The following is a 15,060-nucleotide window of genomic DNA, read 5'->3' as shown; positions in this document are numbered from 1 at the left end:
CGATGCTGTCCGACCGTTCCCGACCCGTCATCGAGGCGACGCTGCCGGTGGTCGCCGAGCACGTCGGCGAGATCGCCCAGCGGTTCTACGCGCACCTGTTCGGCGCCCACCCGGAGCTGTTCGACGGCGTCTTCAACCGCGGCAACCAGGCCACCGGCGAGCAGCAGGTGGCCCTCGCCGGGTCGGTCGCCGTCTTCGCGAGCACGCTGGTGCAGACGCCCGAGCAGGTACCCGAGCGCCTGCTGTCGCGCATCGCGCACAAGCACGCCTCGCTCGGCATCACCCCCGCGCAGTACGACGTCGTCCACGAGCACCTGTTCTGGGCCATCGCCGACGTCCTCGGCGACGCGGTGACGCCGGAGGTCGCCGCCGCGTGGGACGAGGTCTACTGGCTGATGGCCTACGCCCTGATCAACCAGGAGCGCGGCCTCTACAGCGCCCGCGGCGTGCGCCCGGAGACGGTCTGGCGCGAGTGGGAGGTGACCGAGAAGGTCCAGGAGACCGCCGACGTCGTCACCTTCCGGGTCCGGCGGGTCGACGACCGGCTGGTCAGGACCTCGCTGCCCGGCCAGTACGTGACGGTGCAGGTGCCGATGCCCGACGGCGTGCGCCAGCCGCGGCAGTACAGCCTCACCCGGGCCGACGACGGCGAGCACCGCCAGTTCTCGGTCAAGCGCGTGCACGGGGACGGCAGGCCCGACGGCGAGGTGTCCACCCACCTCTGCGACCGGGTCGGCGTCGGCGACCGGCTGACGATGTCGCTGCCCTTCGGCGACGTCGTCCTCGACGACTCCGGCCGCCCGGTGGTCTTCGCCAGCGCCGGCATCGGCGTCACCCCGATGGCCGGGATGCTCTCCCACCTGACCGCGGCGGGCTCCCACCTGCCGATCACGCTGCTGCACGCCGACGTCGACGAGGAGTCCTTCGCCCTGCGCGAGCAGGTGCTCGGCGACGTCCGGCGGCTGTCCGGCGCGCGGATCCACGTCTGGTACGAGCGCGGGGCCACCGGCACCCTGCCGGTCGACGGCGTGCACGCCGGCGTCATGGACCTCGACGCGGTGGACCTGCCCGACGACGCCGTCTACTACCTCTGCGGACCGCTGCCGTTCATGCGGGCGGTGCGCAGCGCGCTCATCGACCGGGGCGTCCCCCCGCGCGACGTTCAGTACGAGGTGTTCGGCCCGGACCTGTGGCAGGCCGACTTCCAGGCCGAGCCCTCGCCCGACGCGGTGCACGCCGCCGCGGGCTGACCGGCCTCAGTCCCCGCGGCGGTCGCCGCCGGCGGCGCCCTCGAGGATGCGGTGCGGGTCGGCGGTGGCCGCCAGGGCCGCCAGCCGGTCGCGCGCGGACGGCGTGGGCGTGCGGGCCAGCACGTCGGGCACCGCGGCGAACCCGTGCGCCGGTTCGCGGCCGGCCAGGTCGGTGTCGAACGCGTCGGCCAGCTCCGCCGCGGCCGCCCGGGTGGCCGCGCGGTCCTCGACGCCGGTGCCGCCGACCAGCCGCACCGCCAGCCGGGCGTCGCGGTGGCAGACGGCGCTGGCCCGCTCGGGGACCCAGCCCAGCGCGCCGCCGAGCAGCCGCACCTCCACCGTGCGGGGCCGGGCACCGCGCACGGCCCGCAGCAGCGCGGCGGCGGCGTCGTCGGGGACCCGGTCGGGCAGCAGCGAGGACCCGATCCCCGCCTCCTGCTCCCGGGTGGCCAGCCCGGCCGGGCCGCGGGGCGCGATCTCGGAGTCCAGCGGGCGCGCGGTGGCCGCCAGCGGGCGCAGCAGCCCGTCGAGCACCTCGACGCCGTCCTCGGTGTCCCCCGCCCACGCGAAGCGCACCGTCACACCGCACTCGCCGGAGCGCGGCCGGGTCAGCAGCAGCGAGGTTCCGGCCTGAGCCGGCAGCGTGGGCGTCCACGCCCGCCAGGCGTCGAGCACCCGCTCCGCGTCGGCCGCCGCCCAGCGCAGCTGCCCGCCGTAGCGGGGGCCGGCGGCCAGCAGGTCCAGCTCGACGGCGGTCACCACCCCCAGTGCCGCGCCGCCGCCGCGCACGCCCCAGAACAGCCCGGGCTCCTCGGCCGGCGTGACCCGCCGCAGCGCGCCGTCGCCGGTGACCAGCTCCACCGCCCGCACCCGGTCGCCGGCCAGGCCGTAGGTGCGCGCCAGCGGGCCGACGCCGCCCCCGGTCACCGTGTCGGCGACCCGCTCCGCCGCCGACCCGCCGGTCAGCGGGGTCAGGCCGCGCCGGCCCGCCTCCCCGGCCAGGTCGCGCCAGCGCACGCCGGCCCCCACCCGGGCCCAGCCCGAGGAGGACACGGTCACCTCCGTCAGGCGGTCGGGGTCGACCAGCAGCCGCCGCGCCCGTCCGGCCCCGCGCCCGGGCCCGCGGACGGCGAGCCCGACGCCGTGCCGGCCGGCCAGCCGCACCGCCGCGGCGACGTCGGCGGCCTCGGCCACCTGCACGACCGCGTCCTCGCGGACCTCCGCCGCGGGCGAGAGCCGGGACCGCAGCGCGGCCGACAGGTCGGGCGGGAGGACGGCGGGCAGGACGGGTGCGGAGGTCACGGGGGTTCTCCCAGGTGCGCGGCGACGGTGCAGCGCAAGAGTCGGCCGCCGTCCTTGGTGCGCCCTTGCCGGGCGCTTGGGCGCCAGGTCAGCGCACGGTCGGCGCACGGTCGGCCGCCCGGGGGCAGGTCACGGACCGGACTCGATGGAGTGGCTACACCACCACGGAGGCGTTCCGGTTCCTAGGCTGCCGCGCGATGACCGGCACCTCGTTCCGCGTGCTGGGACCCGTGGAGGTGCGGCGCGACGGCACCCTCCTCGCGCCCCAGTCCCCCAAGCACCGCGCCGTCCTGGCCGCCCTGCTGGTCGACCCGGGCCGCACCGTCCCCGTCGACCTGCTCGTCGACCGGGTGTGGAGCGGCCAGCCGCCCGCGGCGGTGTCGGCCACGCTGCAGTCGATCGTGTCCCGGCTGCGCCGCGAGCTCGAGCCCGACGTCACCGGCGGCCGGTGGACCCTGCTGGTCACCCGCGAGCCCGGCTACCGGCTCGAGGTCGCCCCCGAGGACGTCGACGCCGTCCGGTTCGTGCAGCTGCTGCGCACCGCCCGCGACCTGGCCGCGCGCGGCGACGTCGAGCGGGCGCGCGAGGCGGTCACCGAGGGGCTGGCGCTGTGGCGCGGCCCGGCCTACGCCGACGTGTCGGCCACCTTCGCCGTCGAGGAGTCCGAGCGGCTCGAGCAGCTGCGGCTGGCCGCCCGCGAGCTCGCCGCCGAGCTGGACCTGCGGCTGGGCCGGCACGCCGAGATCGTCGACGACGTCCGCGAGCTGCTGCGCGCCGAGCCGCTGCGCGAGGGGCTGCGCGCCTCGCTGATGCTGGCGCTGTACCGGTGCGGCCGGCAGGCGGAGGCGCTGGAGGTCTACGAGGAGGGCCGGCGGCTGCTCGCCGACGGGCTCGGCGTCGACCCCGGCCGGCCGCTGCAGACGCTGTACGGGCAGATCCTGCGCCAGGACCCGGCGCTGGCCGCGGCCGGCGCGCCCCGTCCCGCGCCCGCCGCACCCGCTGCCGCGCCGGCGGCGCCCGCGCCCGAGCGGCCCGCCGTCCGGCTCGGCCGCCCGCTGCCGGTGCCGCTGACCGCGTTCGTCGGCCGGGACCGCGAGCTCGCCCAGGTCGCCGCCGCACTGGCCGGCCCGCGGCTGGTGACGCTGGTCGGCCCCGGCGGCAGCGGCAAGACCCGGCTGGCGCTGGAGGCCGCCCGGCGGCGCCCGGACGGTGCGCCGCCGGCCGCGCTGGTCGAGCTGGCCGGCGTCACCGACCCCGACCTGGTCGCCGCGCAGGTGGCCACCGTCCTCGGCGTCACCCTCGCCGGCGGCGACCCGCTGGGCGCCGTCGCCACCGCCGTGGCCGACCGGCCGCTGCTGCTGCTGCTGGACAACTGCGAGCACGTGGTGGAGGCGGCCGCGGCCGCCTGCGCCGAGCTGCTGCCGCGCTGCCCGGAGCTGCGGGTGCTGGCCACCTCGCGGGAGCCGCTGGGCCTGCCCGGCGAGGCGGTGCTGCCCTGCGGGCCGATGCCGGCCGGCGCCCCCGGCAGCGACGCCGAGCGGCTCTTCCTCGACCGCGCCCGGCTGGCCGCCCCGCACCTGGCCGACCCGTCGGAGGCGGACCTGGCGCAGGTCCGCGAGCTCGTGGCCGCCCTCGACGGGCTGCCGCTGGCGGTGGAGCTGGCCGCCGCCTGCCTGACCACCCTGCCGCTGGCGGAGGTCGCCGGGCGGGTCGACGACCGCTTCGCCCTGCTGTCGGGCGGCTGGCGCACCGCCGTGCCGCACCAGCGCACCCTGGCGGCCACGGTGCAGTGGAGCGTGGACCTGCTCTCCGCGCCGGAGCTGGCGGTCTACCGCGCCGTGGCGGTCCTGCCGGGCACCTTCGGCCCCGACCTGGTCGAGGCCGTCGCCGGCCCGGAGGTCGACGGCGGGGCGCTGGAGCTGCTGCGGGTGCTGGTGGCCAAGTCCCTGGTCGAGCTCGACCACGGCGCCGGCCGGTACCGGATGCTCGAGACGCTGCGGCAGTACGCCGAGCAGGGCCTCGACGAGGCGCAGGCGCGGCGGCTGCGCGACCGGCTGACCGGCTTCGCCGTGCAGCTCACCGAGCGGCTCGAGCCGACGCTGCGCCGTCCGGAGTGGACCGCCAGCGCCCGGCGGCTCGACGCCGAGCAGCCCGCGCTGCGCGCCGCTCTGGGGCACGCGCTGGCCACCGGCCAGGGCGAGGCGGCGCTGCGCATCGGCTCGGCGCTGTCGTGGTGGTGGTACCGCCGCGGGCACGTCGCCGAGGGCCGCCGCTGGCTGGCCGCCGCGCTGGAGGCGACCCCGGACGCGCCGCCGCAGGTGCGCAGCGGCGCGCTGCTCGGTGACGCGCTGCTGGCCTACCTCTCCGGCGACGTCCCCTCGATCTGGGCGCGGACCAACGAGATCGTCACCTCCGCCCCCGACGAGTCCGACGGCGTGCTGGCGCTGGCGCTGGTCCTGCGCGGGTTCGTGCGGGCGCTGATCGGCCAGCCCGACCCCGACGCGCAGACGCCGCAGGACATCGCCCGCGGCCTGGAGCTGGCACAGGCGTCGGGCATCGAGTGGGTGCAGGTCGAGATCGCCATGACGCTCGGGCAGTTCTCCCGGGTCGCCGGCGACGTCGACGGCGCGCTGGACCACCTGGCCCGCGCCGAGCGGCTCGCCGTCGAGCTGGGCCACTCGTGGGCGCACTCGTCGGTGCTGTGGATCCGCGCCAAGGTCCTCACCGACGTCGGCCGGCCGGCCGAGGCGCTGGCCGACCTGTGGCAGATGCTCGAGCTCACCCACCGCGAGGGCGACGCCACCGGCACCCTCGCCGGGCTGCTGGCCGCCGTCGGCACGGCCACCGCGACCGGCGAGCCGCACACCGCCGCGGTGCTGCTGGGGGCGGTGCAGGCCAACGCCCGGCTGGTCGGCTACGACCCGCTGCGGATGGACCCGCTCGACGGGCAGCGCTACGTGGCGGCCACCCGGGAGGCGCTGCCCGACGACGAGCTGGTCGCCGGGCAGTCCGAGGGCGCGGGGCTGGACCTCGGCGGCGCCGTCGCGCTGGTCGGCCGGCTGGCGCAGGAGGCGCAGGCCGGTGCCCGCCGGCTGCCTCAGCGGCGCAGGCCGGCGTAGAGGCGGGCGAGGTCGGGCAGCTGGAAGTGCGCGTTCAGGCCGCTGGGGTTGGGCAGCACCCAGGTCTGCGCGCCGCCGATCGAGGCGTCCTGCCGCCCCCACCCGGCGCGCGGTGACCCGGTGGCCAGCCGCCAGGCCGTGATGCCCAGCACGGCGACGGTGCGCGGGCGGTACCCGGTCACGAGGACGGCCAGTGCCGCGGCGCCGTCGCGCAGCTCCTCCGGCGTGAGCTCGGCCGCCGTCCGGGTGGGCCGGTCCACCAGGTTGGTCACCCCGAGGCCGTGGCACAGCAGCTCCCGGTCCTCCTCGGGGGCCAGCCGGCGCGGGGTCAGCCCGGCCAGGTGCAGCGCCGGCCAGAACCGGTTGCCCGGCCGCGCGAAGTGGTGCCCGCGGGCGGCGGAGAGCAGCGACGGGTTGATCCCGCAGAAGAGGACGTCGAGGTCGGGCGCGACGACGTCGGGCAGCGGCTTGCCCGGGGGCTGCTCGCCGTTGCGCCGCTCGTCCGCCGTCAGTCCCGCATCGCGCGGACCGCCAGGGCCGCCGCGCCGTAGAGCGCCGAGCTGGCCACCGCCCGCACGGTGGTGGTCCGGCCCGACCCGGCGGCCGCCGCGAGCGCGGTGACCACGTCGAGGAGGTTCGCCGCGGCGACCAGGGCCAGGTTGCGGTCGACCTCCTCGGGGGTGCGGGCGGTCAGCGCGGTGGCCGAGACGGCCAGCGCGCGGCTGCCGAACAGGCGCTGCAGCTGCAGGCCCTGCGGTGTCGGGGGGACGCCGTAGCCGGCCGCGACCGCGCGCGGGGCGAGGACGCTGAGCGCCCCGAACGCCACGCCGGCGGCTCCCAGCGCCCGCGCCGCCGTCTGCTTGGACATCCCTGCGATGGTCGTGGCCACGTCGTCTCCCGTCAGCGGCCCGGGCGGCCGACCTGTTCCGGCCGCGTGCGGCGAGCCAACCAGCCACCCGGACGTCGCGCACCCGGGAGGCCGCGCGGACACACTGGCCCTGGTGCCGCACCGCCCGGCCGCTGGAGGTGCCCGCTGTCCACCGACCTCGTCCCGGCCGACCGGGAGACGCCGTACGGCCGGGTGCACAGCCGCTCGGTGGGCCGGCCCCGCGCCGGCGTCGCCGAGGTCGCCGTCGTGCAGGGCATCGGCGTGTCCGACTACCTCGTCCCGGGGCTGCGGGCGCTGGGGACCTGGACCCGCGCCCACCTCGTCGAGCTGCCCGGCTTCTCCGGCAGCGGGGAGCCGCCGCACGAGCTCGACGTCGTCGAGTTCGGCGACGCCGTGGTCGCCTGGCTCGCGGCCGCGGGGCTGGAGCGGGTCGTGCTGGCCGGGCACTCCGGCGGCACGCAGGTCGCCGCCCGCGCCGCGCTGCGGAACCCGCCCGGCGTGCGGGGGCTGGTGCTGGCCGGCCCGACGGTCGACCCGCGGTACCGCAGCCTCGGCGGCGTGCTGCGCGCCTGGTACCGCAACCACCGGCTGGAGCCCCCGGACCTCGACGAGGCCCACCGGCCCGAGCGGCAGCGCGCCGGCACGCGGCGCATCGTGCACGCCCTGCGGGCCCACCTGGCCGACCGCCTCGAGGACGCCGTCCCGCGCGTGCCGGTCCCGGTGCTGGTGCTGCACGGCCGCGAGGACCGGATCTGCACCGAGGAGTGGGCCCGCGCGCTGACCGGCCTCGCCCGCGACGGCCGGTTCGCCTCGGTGCCCGGGGCGCACAGCTTCGTGTGGACCGCCCCCGGGGCGTGGTCCGGCCCGATCCGCGCCCTCGCCGCGGAGGTCGGCTGACGCCGCCGCTCAGCCGAGCAGGCCGGCGGCCTCCCGGGCCACCTCGGGCGGGACGACGTGGCCGCCGTCGAACTCCCGGTAGGTGACGTCGTACCCGTCGTCGCGCAGCGCGGGCACGACCCGTCGGCTGGTCCGGTCGACCGGCAGCACGCCGTCGGCGGTGCCGTGGGACACGAACACCGGCGGCCGGCCGCTGCGCGGGCCCGGCGGGAGGAACCCCGGCGAGAACGCCACGACGCGCCGGAACAGCCGCCCGTTGGCCAGGCCGAGGCCCAGCGCGTAGGACCCGCCGTCGGAGAACCCGGCGACGGCGACCCGCGCGGGGTCGACCGGGACGGTGCGGGAGACCGCGGCCAGCGCCCGGTCGAGCACGGCGACGTCGGGGCCGTAGCCCCCGGCGACGGCGTCCCAGGTCGGGCCGCGGGAGGCCGGCGCCAGGAGCAGCAGCCCGTGCTCGCCGGCCGGCACCTCCAGCAGCCCGAGCCCGGCCTCGGCGTCCCCGCCCGCGCCGTGCAGGACGACCACCAGCGGCGCCGGCACCCCGACCCCCGCCGCCGGGACGTGCAGCAGGGTGTCCCGGGTCTCCTCCAGGCCCAGCGCGCGGGTCCCCGGGGCCGGGACCGGCCCGTCGCCGGCGCCCGGGAGGCGCGCGGTCAGGAGGGCCGCGTCCCCGTCCCCCGGCAGCAGCCGGGCGCCGCACCCGGCGAGCAGGCCGGCGCCTGCGGCGAGCAGCACCTGGCGGCGGGTGGGCACGCACGCCCGGTACCCGGGGTCCGGTCGACGACCTCCCGGCGCGACCTGCGAGCATCCAGCCCGTGCTGCGACGGGGGGCAGCGGGGCTCCCCCGCGAGGTCGGCGTGCTGGCGGTCGTGGCGTTCGTCGTCGCGCTCGGGTTCGGCATCGTCGCCCCGGCCATCCCGCTGTTCGCCCGCTCCTTCGGCGTCGGGACGACGGCCGTGGGCCTGGCGGTGAGCGCCTTCGCCTTCTTCCGCTTCGTCTCCGCGTTCGGCGGAGGCTCGCTGGTCGAGCGCGTCGGCGAGCGCCTGGTGCTCGCCACCGGGCTGGTGCTGGTCGCGGTCACCACCGGCCTGGCCGGGCTGGCGACGTCCTTCCCCGTCTTCCTCGCGCTGCGCTCGGCCGGCGGCATCGGCAGCGCGATGTTCACCGTGGCCGCCCTCGCGCTGCTGCTGCGGGTCTCGCCCCCGACGCACCGGGGGCGCGCCGCGGCCACCTACCAGGGCGGGTTCATCCTCGGCGGCATCGCCGGGCCCGCGGCCGGCGGCCTGCTGGCCACCCTGTCCCCTCGGTTGCCGTTCCTCCTCTACGCGGGGTTCCTGCTCGTCGCCGGCGCGGTGGCGCTGGTCCTGCTGCGGGCACCGGACGTCGTCCGGTCCGGCGCCCGCGAGGACCCCACCGGGCCGCCCGCCGAGCCGCTGCCGCTGCGGGCCGCGCTGCGCTCCCGGGCCTACGTCGCGGCGCTGGTGGTCAACCTCGGCATCGGCTGGGTCCTGTTCGGCGTCCGCAACTCGCTGGTGCCGCTGTACGTGACCGAGGAGCTCGGCCGCAGCGCGGCGTGGGCCGGCGCCGGCCTGCTGGCCGGCTCCGCGGCGCAGGCGCTGGCGCTGCTGCGGTCGGGCCGGCTGGCCGACACCTGGGGACGGCGGCCGAGCCTGCTGCTGGGGACGGCGACCGGCACCGCGGCGCTGGCGCTGCTCGTGCTGCCCCCGCAGACCGGCGTCTTCCTGCTGTCCATGGCGACCTACGGCCTGGCCGCCGCGCTGCTGGCCAGCGTGCCGGCCGCGCTGGTCGGCGACGTGAGCCCGGCGCGGGGCGGCCGGGTCGTGGCGGTGTTCCAGATGGCGGCCGACCTCGGTGCCGTCGCCGGCCCGCTGGTGGCCGGCTGGCTCACCGACGTCGCGTCCTACCAGGTGGCGTTCGCGGCGAGCACCGCGGTCGTGGCCGCCGGGCTGGTCGCGGCGCTGGCCCTCCCCCGCGCGGCGCCGCGGACCTGACCGGACCGCGGGGCCCCACTGCCCGGTGAGCAGTCGGTGCCGTCCGGCCCGGCGTGTCGGCCCGTGTCACCGACCACACGTGCTCACTGGGGCCCTGGCCGCCCGCGCCCGCGTCAGGCGGGCACCGGTACGGCGGGGGCGTCCCAGTCGACGGCGTGCGCGCGCATCCACGCCGTCGGGTCGCGGTGGCGCAGCACCAGCGGCATCACCAGGTCGCGCACGAGGCGGCCCACGGCCGGCGGCGACTTGGCGCTGCTGGTGGCGAAGCCCTGCGCGACGACCCGCTCGGCGCGGGCCCGCCGCAGGTCCTCGAACGCCCGCAGCGCCTCACCGACCGGCAGGTCGCGCAGGCAGCGGGCCAGGACGACGGCGTCCTCCACGGCCAGCGACGAGCCCTGACCGGCGGCCGGGGAGGTGGCGTGCGCGGCGTCCCCGACGAGCACCGTGCGCCCGCGGTGCCAGCGGCCCACGCGGGGGACGTCGTAGGTCGTCCAGCCGCGCAGCGGCCCGGGGGTGGCCTCCACCAGCGCCACCACCGGGGACCGGTCGTGCCGGTGCAGGTCGTAGAGCCGGGCCCGCCACCGCAGGTCGGAGGTGCCGGCCACCTCCTCGGGCGCGGGCTCGCGCGTCAGCGGCGGGTTGGCGAACCACCAGGTGCCACCGGTCGGCGCGGCCAGGTAGCCGGCGAAGCCGCGCCGGCCGAAGACCATGGTCAGCCGGCCCACCTCGGCGTCGTCCGGGGTGTGCGTGGAGTAGCCGGCGGTGTTGAGCACCGGGACGAAGCGGGGCGGCGGGCAACCGGGGTCGACGACGGTCCGCACCGTCGAGCGGACGCCGTCGGCGCCGACGAGCAGGTCGGCGGTCTCGGTGCGGCCGTCGGCGAACTCCGCGGTGACGCCCGCGCCGGTGTCGTGCACACCGGTGAGCCGGGAGCCGTAGCGGACCTCGATCCCGCGGCGCAGCGCCTCGGCGTGCAGGGCCCGGTAGAGGTCCGAGCGCCGCAGCGAGACGCCGGGCGGCTGCCCGGGCCCGCTGGTCGGCACCGAGCCGAGGACGCGGCCCGCGGCGTTGCGGAACTCGATGACGGGGGTCGGGAAGCCGGCGTCCCGGACGACGTCGTCGGCGCCGACCGCCCGCAGCGCGTCGAGCCCGTTGACCTGGACGCCGAGCCACGCGCCGACGTCGCCGGCCGGCGCCGGGTGGGCCTCGTGGACCGTCGCCTCGATCCCCGCTCGCTGCAGCGCCATGGCCGCCACCGGCCCGGCGACCCCGCCGCCGACGACGATCGCCCGTGTCATCCGCGCACCTCCGGTCCGGCGCCCGCCGTCGGGCGCGTACCGGCATCCCCTCACACGGCGCGGCCGGATCCAACCCCTCCGTGCGCGCAGCCGGTGCGCGGCGGCGCGCCGCTCTGCCAGCATCGGCGCATGACCGGTCTGCAGCGTGCCGCGCTCAGCGACGTGGAGATCCCCGCGCAGCCGGGCGGCTCCCCCCGGCTGCGCGGCGTCCTCGGCGTCCCCGGAGGACCCGGTCCGTGGCCCGGGGTGGTGCTCCTGCACGAGGCCTTCGGCGTGGACGGCGTCATGCGCCGGCAGGTGCAGCGGCTCGCCGACGCCGGCTACCTGGCGCTGATGCCCGACCTGTTCAGCGACGGCGGCGCCCGCCGCAGCCTGGTGCGGACGTTCACGGCGGTGGCCGCCGGCGAGGGCCGCCCCTTCGCCGACCTCGAGGCCGCCCGCGCGCACCTGGCCGCGCTGCCCGGCTGCACCGGCCGGCTCGGCGTGCTGGGGTCCAGCGTCGGCGGCGGCCTGGCCCTGCACGTGGCCGCCCGCGGCTTCGACGCGGCCGCCGCCTTCTACGCCCGGCTGCCGGAGGACCCGCACACCGCCCTGCTCGGCGCCTGCCCCGTCGTCGCGGCCTACGGCGGCGCCGACCCGGGGCTGCGCGGCACGGCCGCCGAGCTGACGGCGGTGCTGGGCAGGCTCGGCGTCCCGCACGACGTCCGCGAGTACCCCGGCGTCGGCCACGGGTTCCTGCACGACGCCCCGGTCGGCCCCCGGCCGCTGCGCCCGCTGCTGCGCAACGTGCTGCGCATCCGGCCCGACCCGGCCGCGGCCGCCGACACCTGGGCCCGCACGGAGGCCTGGTTCGCCACCCACCTCGGGGGCTGAGCACCTCAGGGGCTGACGCCGGCCTCGGCCAGCACCTCCCGCGCGCGCTCCTCGATCTGCTCCGGGGTCAGGGCGGTGTCGCGCAGCTCGGCGTAGGCCTCGGTGAGCCGCGCGTTGGGGACGGTGAACTCCAGCGCGATGCCGTCGGGGTCGCGGAGGTTGAGGTGCCAGCCGAAGGCCATCTCCCGGACCGGCGTGTACGTCGCCCCCATCGCCGCCAGCTGCGCCTCGCGGGCGGCCAGCTCCTCCCGCGAGGCGGCGACGAGGCCGAGGTGGTCCAGGCCCGGACGGGTCTCGTCGAAGCGCCCGCCGCCGTCGCCGTGCCGGGCCAGCGAGAGCGTGAAGCCGCTCGCCGGGTGCACCAGGACGCGGACGTCGCCGAAGTCGGCGAGCCGGACCAGGTCGAGGACCGCGCAGTAGAACCGCTGGCTGCGGTCGAGGTCGGTGACCGTGAGGGTCAGGTGGTCGACCGCCGGGGCGGTCACCGGAGCCCTCACCGGGGCCCTCACCGGGACCACCGCCGCGGCAGCAGCCGCGGGTCCAGCGGGGCGCCGAGCCAGAAGGCGAACCACCTCAGCTGCACCCCCAGCGGCGTTAGGCTCCGGGCCGGTGTCGTGGTCATGGCGTCCTCCCGAGGGGCTCCTGCCGGACGAGCGTGTGGCCGGCGGGCACCCCGTCGCGTCGGGGGAAACCCCCGACCTGGTCGGCCGCGCGGCCGAGCTCGACCGGATCGGGCGGCTCCTCGACGGCGCCCGCGCCGGCCGCCCCGGGCTGCTGGTCGTCGAGGGCGAGGCCGGCGTCGGCAAGACGGCGCTGCTGCGGGCTGCCGCCGCCCGGGCCGGGAGGTCCACCCGGCTCGTCGCGCGCGGCATCGAGTCCGATGCGGCGCTGCCGCACGCGGTCCTGGGCGAGCTGCTCGCGCCGCTGCGCGCCCTGCTGGGCGAGGTGCCGCCCGGTCAGGCCGCGGCCCTGGCGGCGGCGCTGGGCTGGGGTCCGGCCGACGTCCCGGGCGACCGGCACCTGGTGGCGGCGGGGACGCTGTCGCTGCTGGCCGCCGCGGCGGGGACCGGCCCGCTGCTGGTGGTCGTCGACGACCTGCAGTGGGCCGACCGCGAGTCGGCCGGCGCGGTGCTCTTCGCCGCGCGCCGGCTGCACGGGGAGCGCGTGGCCGTCGTCGTCGCCTGCCGCCCGGGCACGGACCCCGCGGCCGGCGCCGACACCGCGCGCCTCACCGGCCTCGACCCCGGGGCGGCCCGCGCGCTGCTGGCCGGCACGGTCGCGGCGCCCGTGGCCGGCCGGCTGGCCGACCGCCTCGGCGGCAACCCGCTCGCCCTGCTGGAGGTCGCCGCCGCGCTGACCCCGGCCCAGCGGGCGGGCACCGAGCCCCTCCCGGCGCTGCTGCCCGCCGGCCCGGCGCTGACCGGCGCGCTCGAGCCGGAGATCGCCGCGCTGTCCCCGGGCGGCCGGCTGGCGGTGCTGCTGCTCGCCGCCGCCTACGACGGCCGGGCCGGCGCCGTGGCCGCTGCCCTCGGCCGGGCCGGCGTCGATGCCGAGGCCGCCCTGGACGACGCCGAGGAGCGCGGCGTCGTCGTCCGCGCCGGCGACGCCCTGGACTTCCGGCACCCGCTGCTGCGCACCCTCGTGTGGCGCCGCGCCTCCCCCGCCGACCGCCGCCGGGCCCACCGGCTGCTGGCCGAGACCGCCCGCAGCGGCGACGACGTCGTCGGCACCTGGCACCGGGCGCTGGCCACCACCGGCCCGGACGAGGCGCTGGCCGGGGAGCTGGCGGAGGTGGCCGGCCGGGCCCGCGCCCGGCGCGGGTACGCCGCCTCCTCGGCCGCGCTGGAGCGGGCCGCCGCCCTGACCGCCGACGCCGGCCGGGCGGCGGAGCTGCTGGCCGCCGCCGTCCGGGACGCGGCCGTGGGCGGGGACACCGCCCGCGCCCGCGCGCTGGCCGGCGAGGTGCTGCGCGCCCCCGCCCCGGCCGCGGCCCGCGCCGGGGTGCTGCACGTGCTCGGCGGCGTCGAACAGGACTCCGGATCGGTGCCCGCCGCCCGCGACCTGCTGCAGGCCGCGGGCGAGCTCGCGACGGGCCGCACGGCGGCCTGGGTGCTCACCGACCTCGCCGTCGTCCAGCACCGCCTCGGCGACGTGACCGGGATGCAGGCGACGGCGCGGCGGATCGCCGCGGCCGACCCCCGCGACTCCCTGCAGCAGGTGCTCGCGGCGTGGGTCACCGGGGTCGCCGCGCTGCACGCCGGCGACCCCGACCGCGGCCGGCCGCGGCTGCGGGAGGCCCTGGAGGGCATGGAGGCCGATCCGGAGCTGCGCGCCGAGCCCCGGCTGCTGCCGCTGCTCGTCCTCGCGGTGGGCTGGCTGGCCGACCCGCTGGCCGCCGTCCCCGTCGTGGAGCGGCGCATCCGGGAGGCCCGGGCCCTCGGCGCCCTCGGGGTGCTGGTGAGCGTGCTGGCGATGACCGCCCACGGCCGGGCCGAGATGCTGGGCGACCACGCGGGCGCCTACGCCGACGCCGGGGAGGCCGTGGAGCTCGCCGGGCAGCTGGGCTACGTCGCCGACGCCGCCCCGGCCCTGGAGCTGCTGGCGTGGGAGGCCGCCGCCCGCGGCCGGCACGAGGAGGCGGCCGCGCACCTGGAGCGCGCCCGCGAGCTGGTCACCCGGGCCGGGACCGCGGCCGTGGCGGCCCACCTGCCGGTCCAGGAGGCCTTCTGCGCCCTGTGCCGCGGGGACCTGGCGACGGCCGCCCGGCTGCTGGAGGCCCGGCTGGCCGCCGACGGCGGGGCCGGTCCGCTCGGCGAGCCGCTCGGGGTGGCCCCGCTGCTGGTCGAGGCCTGGGCCGGGCTGGGCCGGCGGGCCGAGGCCGCCGCGCTGGCCGCCGAGTACGAGCGGGTGTCGCGGTCCCCGCTGCCGCCGACCGCGGCGCTCGTCGCCCGCTGCCGGGCCCTGGCCTGCCCCGACGACGACGAGGCCGCGGCGCTGTTCGAGCGCGCGCTGGCCGCGCACGCCCTGGCGCCGGACGCCTTCGAGACCCCGCACACCCGGCTGCTGTTCGGCGAGCGGCTGCGCCGGGCGGGGCGGCGCACGCGCGCCCGGGAGGAGCTGGCCGCGGCCGCGGACGCCTTCGCCGCGATGGACCTCGTGCACTGGGCGCGGCGGGCCGAGGACGAGCTCGCGGCCACCGGCCGCACCGCGCGGCCGCGGCGCCCGCTGCCGGAGGAGCCGCTCACCCCGCAGGAGACCCGGATCGCCGTCCTGGCGGCGGGGGGTGCGTCCAACCGGGAGATCGCCGCGGAGCTGTTCCTCAGCCCGAAGACCGTGGAGCACCACCTGACCAGCGTCTACCGCAAGCGCGGGCTGCGGTCCCGGGTCCAGCTGGCCCGGCTGGTGCCGCCGGGCAGCTGA

At 79.2% G+C, this 15,060-nt stretch carries 12 protein-coding genes; 6 read left to right on the top strand and 6 right to left on the bottom strand.

All coding sequences use genetic code 11. The annotated features are described in order from the left end of the window. The first annotated feature begins 2 nt into the window (after positions 1 to 2). The gene (locus ACI780_RS05135) at positions 3 to 1,250 is read left to right on the top strand and encodes a globin domain-containing protein (protein WP_457001221.1); all 1,248 of its coding nucleotides are present in this window, start codon (positions 3 to 5) and stop codon (positions 1,248 to 1,250) included. A 6-nt stretch (positions 1,251 to 1,256) separates the two neighbouring features. On the opposite strand, the gene ACI780_RS05130 is transcribed toward ACI780_RS05135, so the two are convergent. Next, positions 1,257 to 2,552, bottom strand: a complete 1,296-nt coding sequence (locus tag ACI780_RS05130) for an FAD-binding oxidoreductase (RefSeq protein ID WP_457001219.1) — start codon at positions 2,550 to 2,552, stop codon at positions 1,257 to 1,259. Between the two features lie 197 nt (positions 2,553 to 2,749). Here ACI780_RS05130 and ACI780_RS05125 point away from each other — a divergent pair, with 197 nt between their 5' ends. Next, positions 2,750 to 5,671, top strand: a complete 2,922-nt coding sequence (locus tag ACI780_RS05125) for a BTAD domain-containing putative transcriptional regulator (RefSeq protein WP_457001217.1) — start codon at positions 2,750 to 2,752, stop codon at positions 5,669 to 5,671. Here the strand turns inward: ACI780_RS05125 and ACI780_RS05120 are convergent. Together ACI780_RS05120 and ACI780_RS05115 are read right to left on the bottom strand one after the other, a co-directional pair. Next, complete coding sequence (locus ACI780_RS05120) at positions 5,650 to 6,078, bottom strand: mismatch-specific DNA-glycosylase (protein WP_457001408.1); 429 nt, start codon at positions 6,076 to 6,078, stop codon at positions 5,650 to 5,652. The two genes, ACI780_RS05125 and ACI780_RS05120, sit on opposite strands and share 22 nt — an antisense overlap. Before the next feature lie 101 nt (positions 6,079 to 6,179). Beyond that, positions 6,180 to 6,560 carry a hypothetical protein gene (locus ACI780_RS05115; protein WP_456868870.1) on the bottom strand — a complete coding sequence of 127 codons (381 nt, stop codon included), beginning with the start codon at positions 6,558 to 6,560 and terminating at the stop codon, positions 6,180 to 6,182. 207 nt (positions 6,561 to 6,767) lie between these two features. Here ACI780_RS05115 and ACI780_RS05110 point away from each other — a divergent pair, with 207 nt between their 5' ends. Continuing rightward, the gene (locus ACI780_RS05110) at positions 6,768 to 7,457 is read left to right on the top strand and encodes an alpha/beta fold hydrolase (RefSeq protein ID WP_457001215.1); all 690 of its coding nucleotides are present in this window, start codon (positions 6,768 to 6,770) and stop codon (positions 7,455 to 7,457) included. Between the two features lie 9 nt (positions 7,458 to 7,466). On the opposite strand, the gene ACI780_RS05105 is transcribed toward ACI780_RS05110, so the two are convergent. Next, complete coding sequence (locus tag ACI780_RS05105) at positions 7,467 to 8,210, bottom strand: alpha/beta hydrolase (RefSeq protein WP_456868755.1); 744 nt, start codon at positions 8,208 to 8,210, stop codon at positions 7,467 to 7,469. Positions 8,211 to 8,272: 62 nt separating this feature from the next. On the opposite strand from ACI780_RS05105, the gene ACI780_RS05100 reads away from it, so the two are divergent. Further along, on the top strand, positions 8,273 to 9,469 hold the full coding sequence (locus tag ACI780_RS05100) for an MFS transporter (RefSeq protein ID WP_456868756.1): 1,197 nt from the start codon (positions 8,273 to 8,275) through the stop codon (positions 9,467 to 9,469). A 113-nt stretch (positions 9,470 to 9,582) separates the two neighbouring features. Here ACI780_RS05100 and ACI780_RS05095 read toward each other — a convergent pair whose 3' ends face one another. Further along, positions 9,583 to 10,767, bottom strand: a complete 1,185-nt coding sequence (locus ACI780_RS05095; RefSeq protein WP_457001212.1) for an FAD-dependent oxidoreductase — start codon at positions 10,765 to 10,767, stop codon at positions 9,583 to 9,585. A 129-nt stretch (positions 10,768 to 10,896) separates the two neighbouring features. Here ACI780_RS05095 and ACI780_RS05090 point away from each other — a divergent pair, with 129 nt between their 5' ends. Then, positions 10,897 to 11,640: a dienelactone hydrolase family protein gene (locus tag ACI780_RS05090; protein ID WP_457001210.1), complete on the top strand. Its 744-nt coding sequence runs from the start codon at positions 10,897 to 10,899 to the stop codon at positions 11,638 to 11,640. Positions 11,641 to 11,645: 5 nt separating this feature from the next. Here the strand turns inward: ACI780_RS05090 and ACI780_RS05085 are convergent, their stop codons facing one another. Further along, positions 11,646 to 12,125: a VOC family protein gene (locus ACI780_RS05085; RefSeq protein ID WP_456868759.1), complete on the bottom strand. Its 480-nt coding sequence runs from the start codon at positions 12,123 to 12,125 to the stop codon at positions 11,646 to 11,648. Between the two features lie 172 nt (positions 12,126 to 12,297). On the opposite strand from ACI780_RS05085, the gene ACI780_RS05080 reads away from it, so the two are divergent. Continuing rightward, the gene (locus ACI780_RS05080; RefSeq protein ID WP_457001208.1) at positions 12,298 to 15,060 is read left to right on the top strand and encodes an AAA family ATPase; all 2,763 of its coding nucleotides are present in this window, start codon (positions 12,298 to 12,300) and stop codon (positions 15,058 to 15,060) included.

The sequence above is a fragment of the Geodermatophilus sp. SYSU D00814 genome (assembly GCF_054050055.1).
The sequence above is the reverse complement of the archived record's forward strand: the minus strand, read 5'-3'. Positions and strand labels throughout refer to the sequence as shown.

Bases quoted from the DNA above. Each gene is read 5' to 3' on its own strand.
- ACI780_RS05135 (WP_457001221.1), top strand. From the start codon at position 3: ATGCTGTCCGACCGTTCCCGACCCGTCATCGAGGCGACGCTGCCGGTG.
- ACI780_RS05125 (WP_457001217.1), top strand. From the start codon at position 2,750: ATGACCGGCACCTCGTTCCGCGTGCTGGGACCCGTGGAGGTGCGGCGC.
- ACI780_RS05095 (WP_457001212.1), bottom strand. From the start codon at position 10,767: ATGACACGGGCGATCGTCGTCGGCGGCGGGGTCGCCGGGCCGGTGGCG.
- ACI780_RS05090 (WP_457001210.1), top strand. From the start codon at position 10,897: ATGACCGGTCTGCAGCGTGCCGCGCTCAGCGACGTGGAGATCCCCGCG.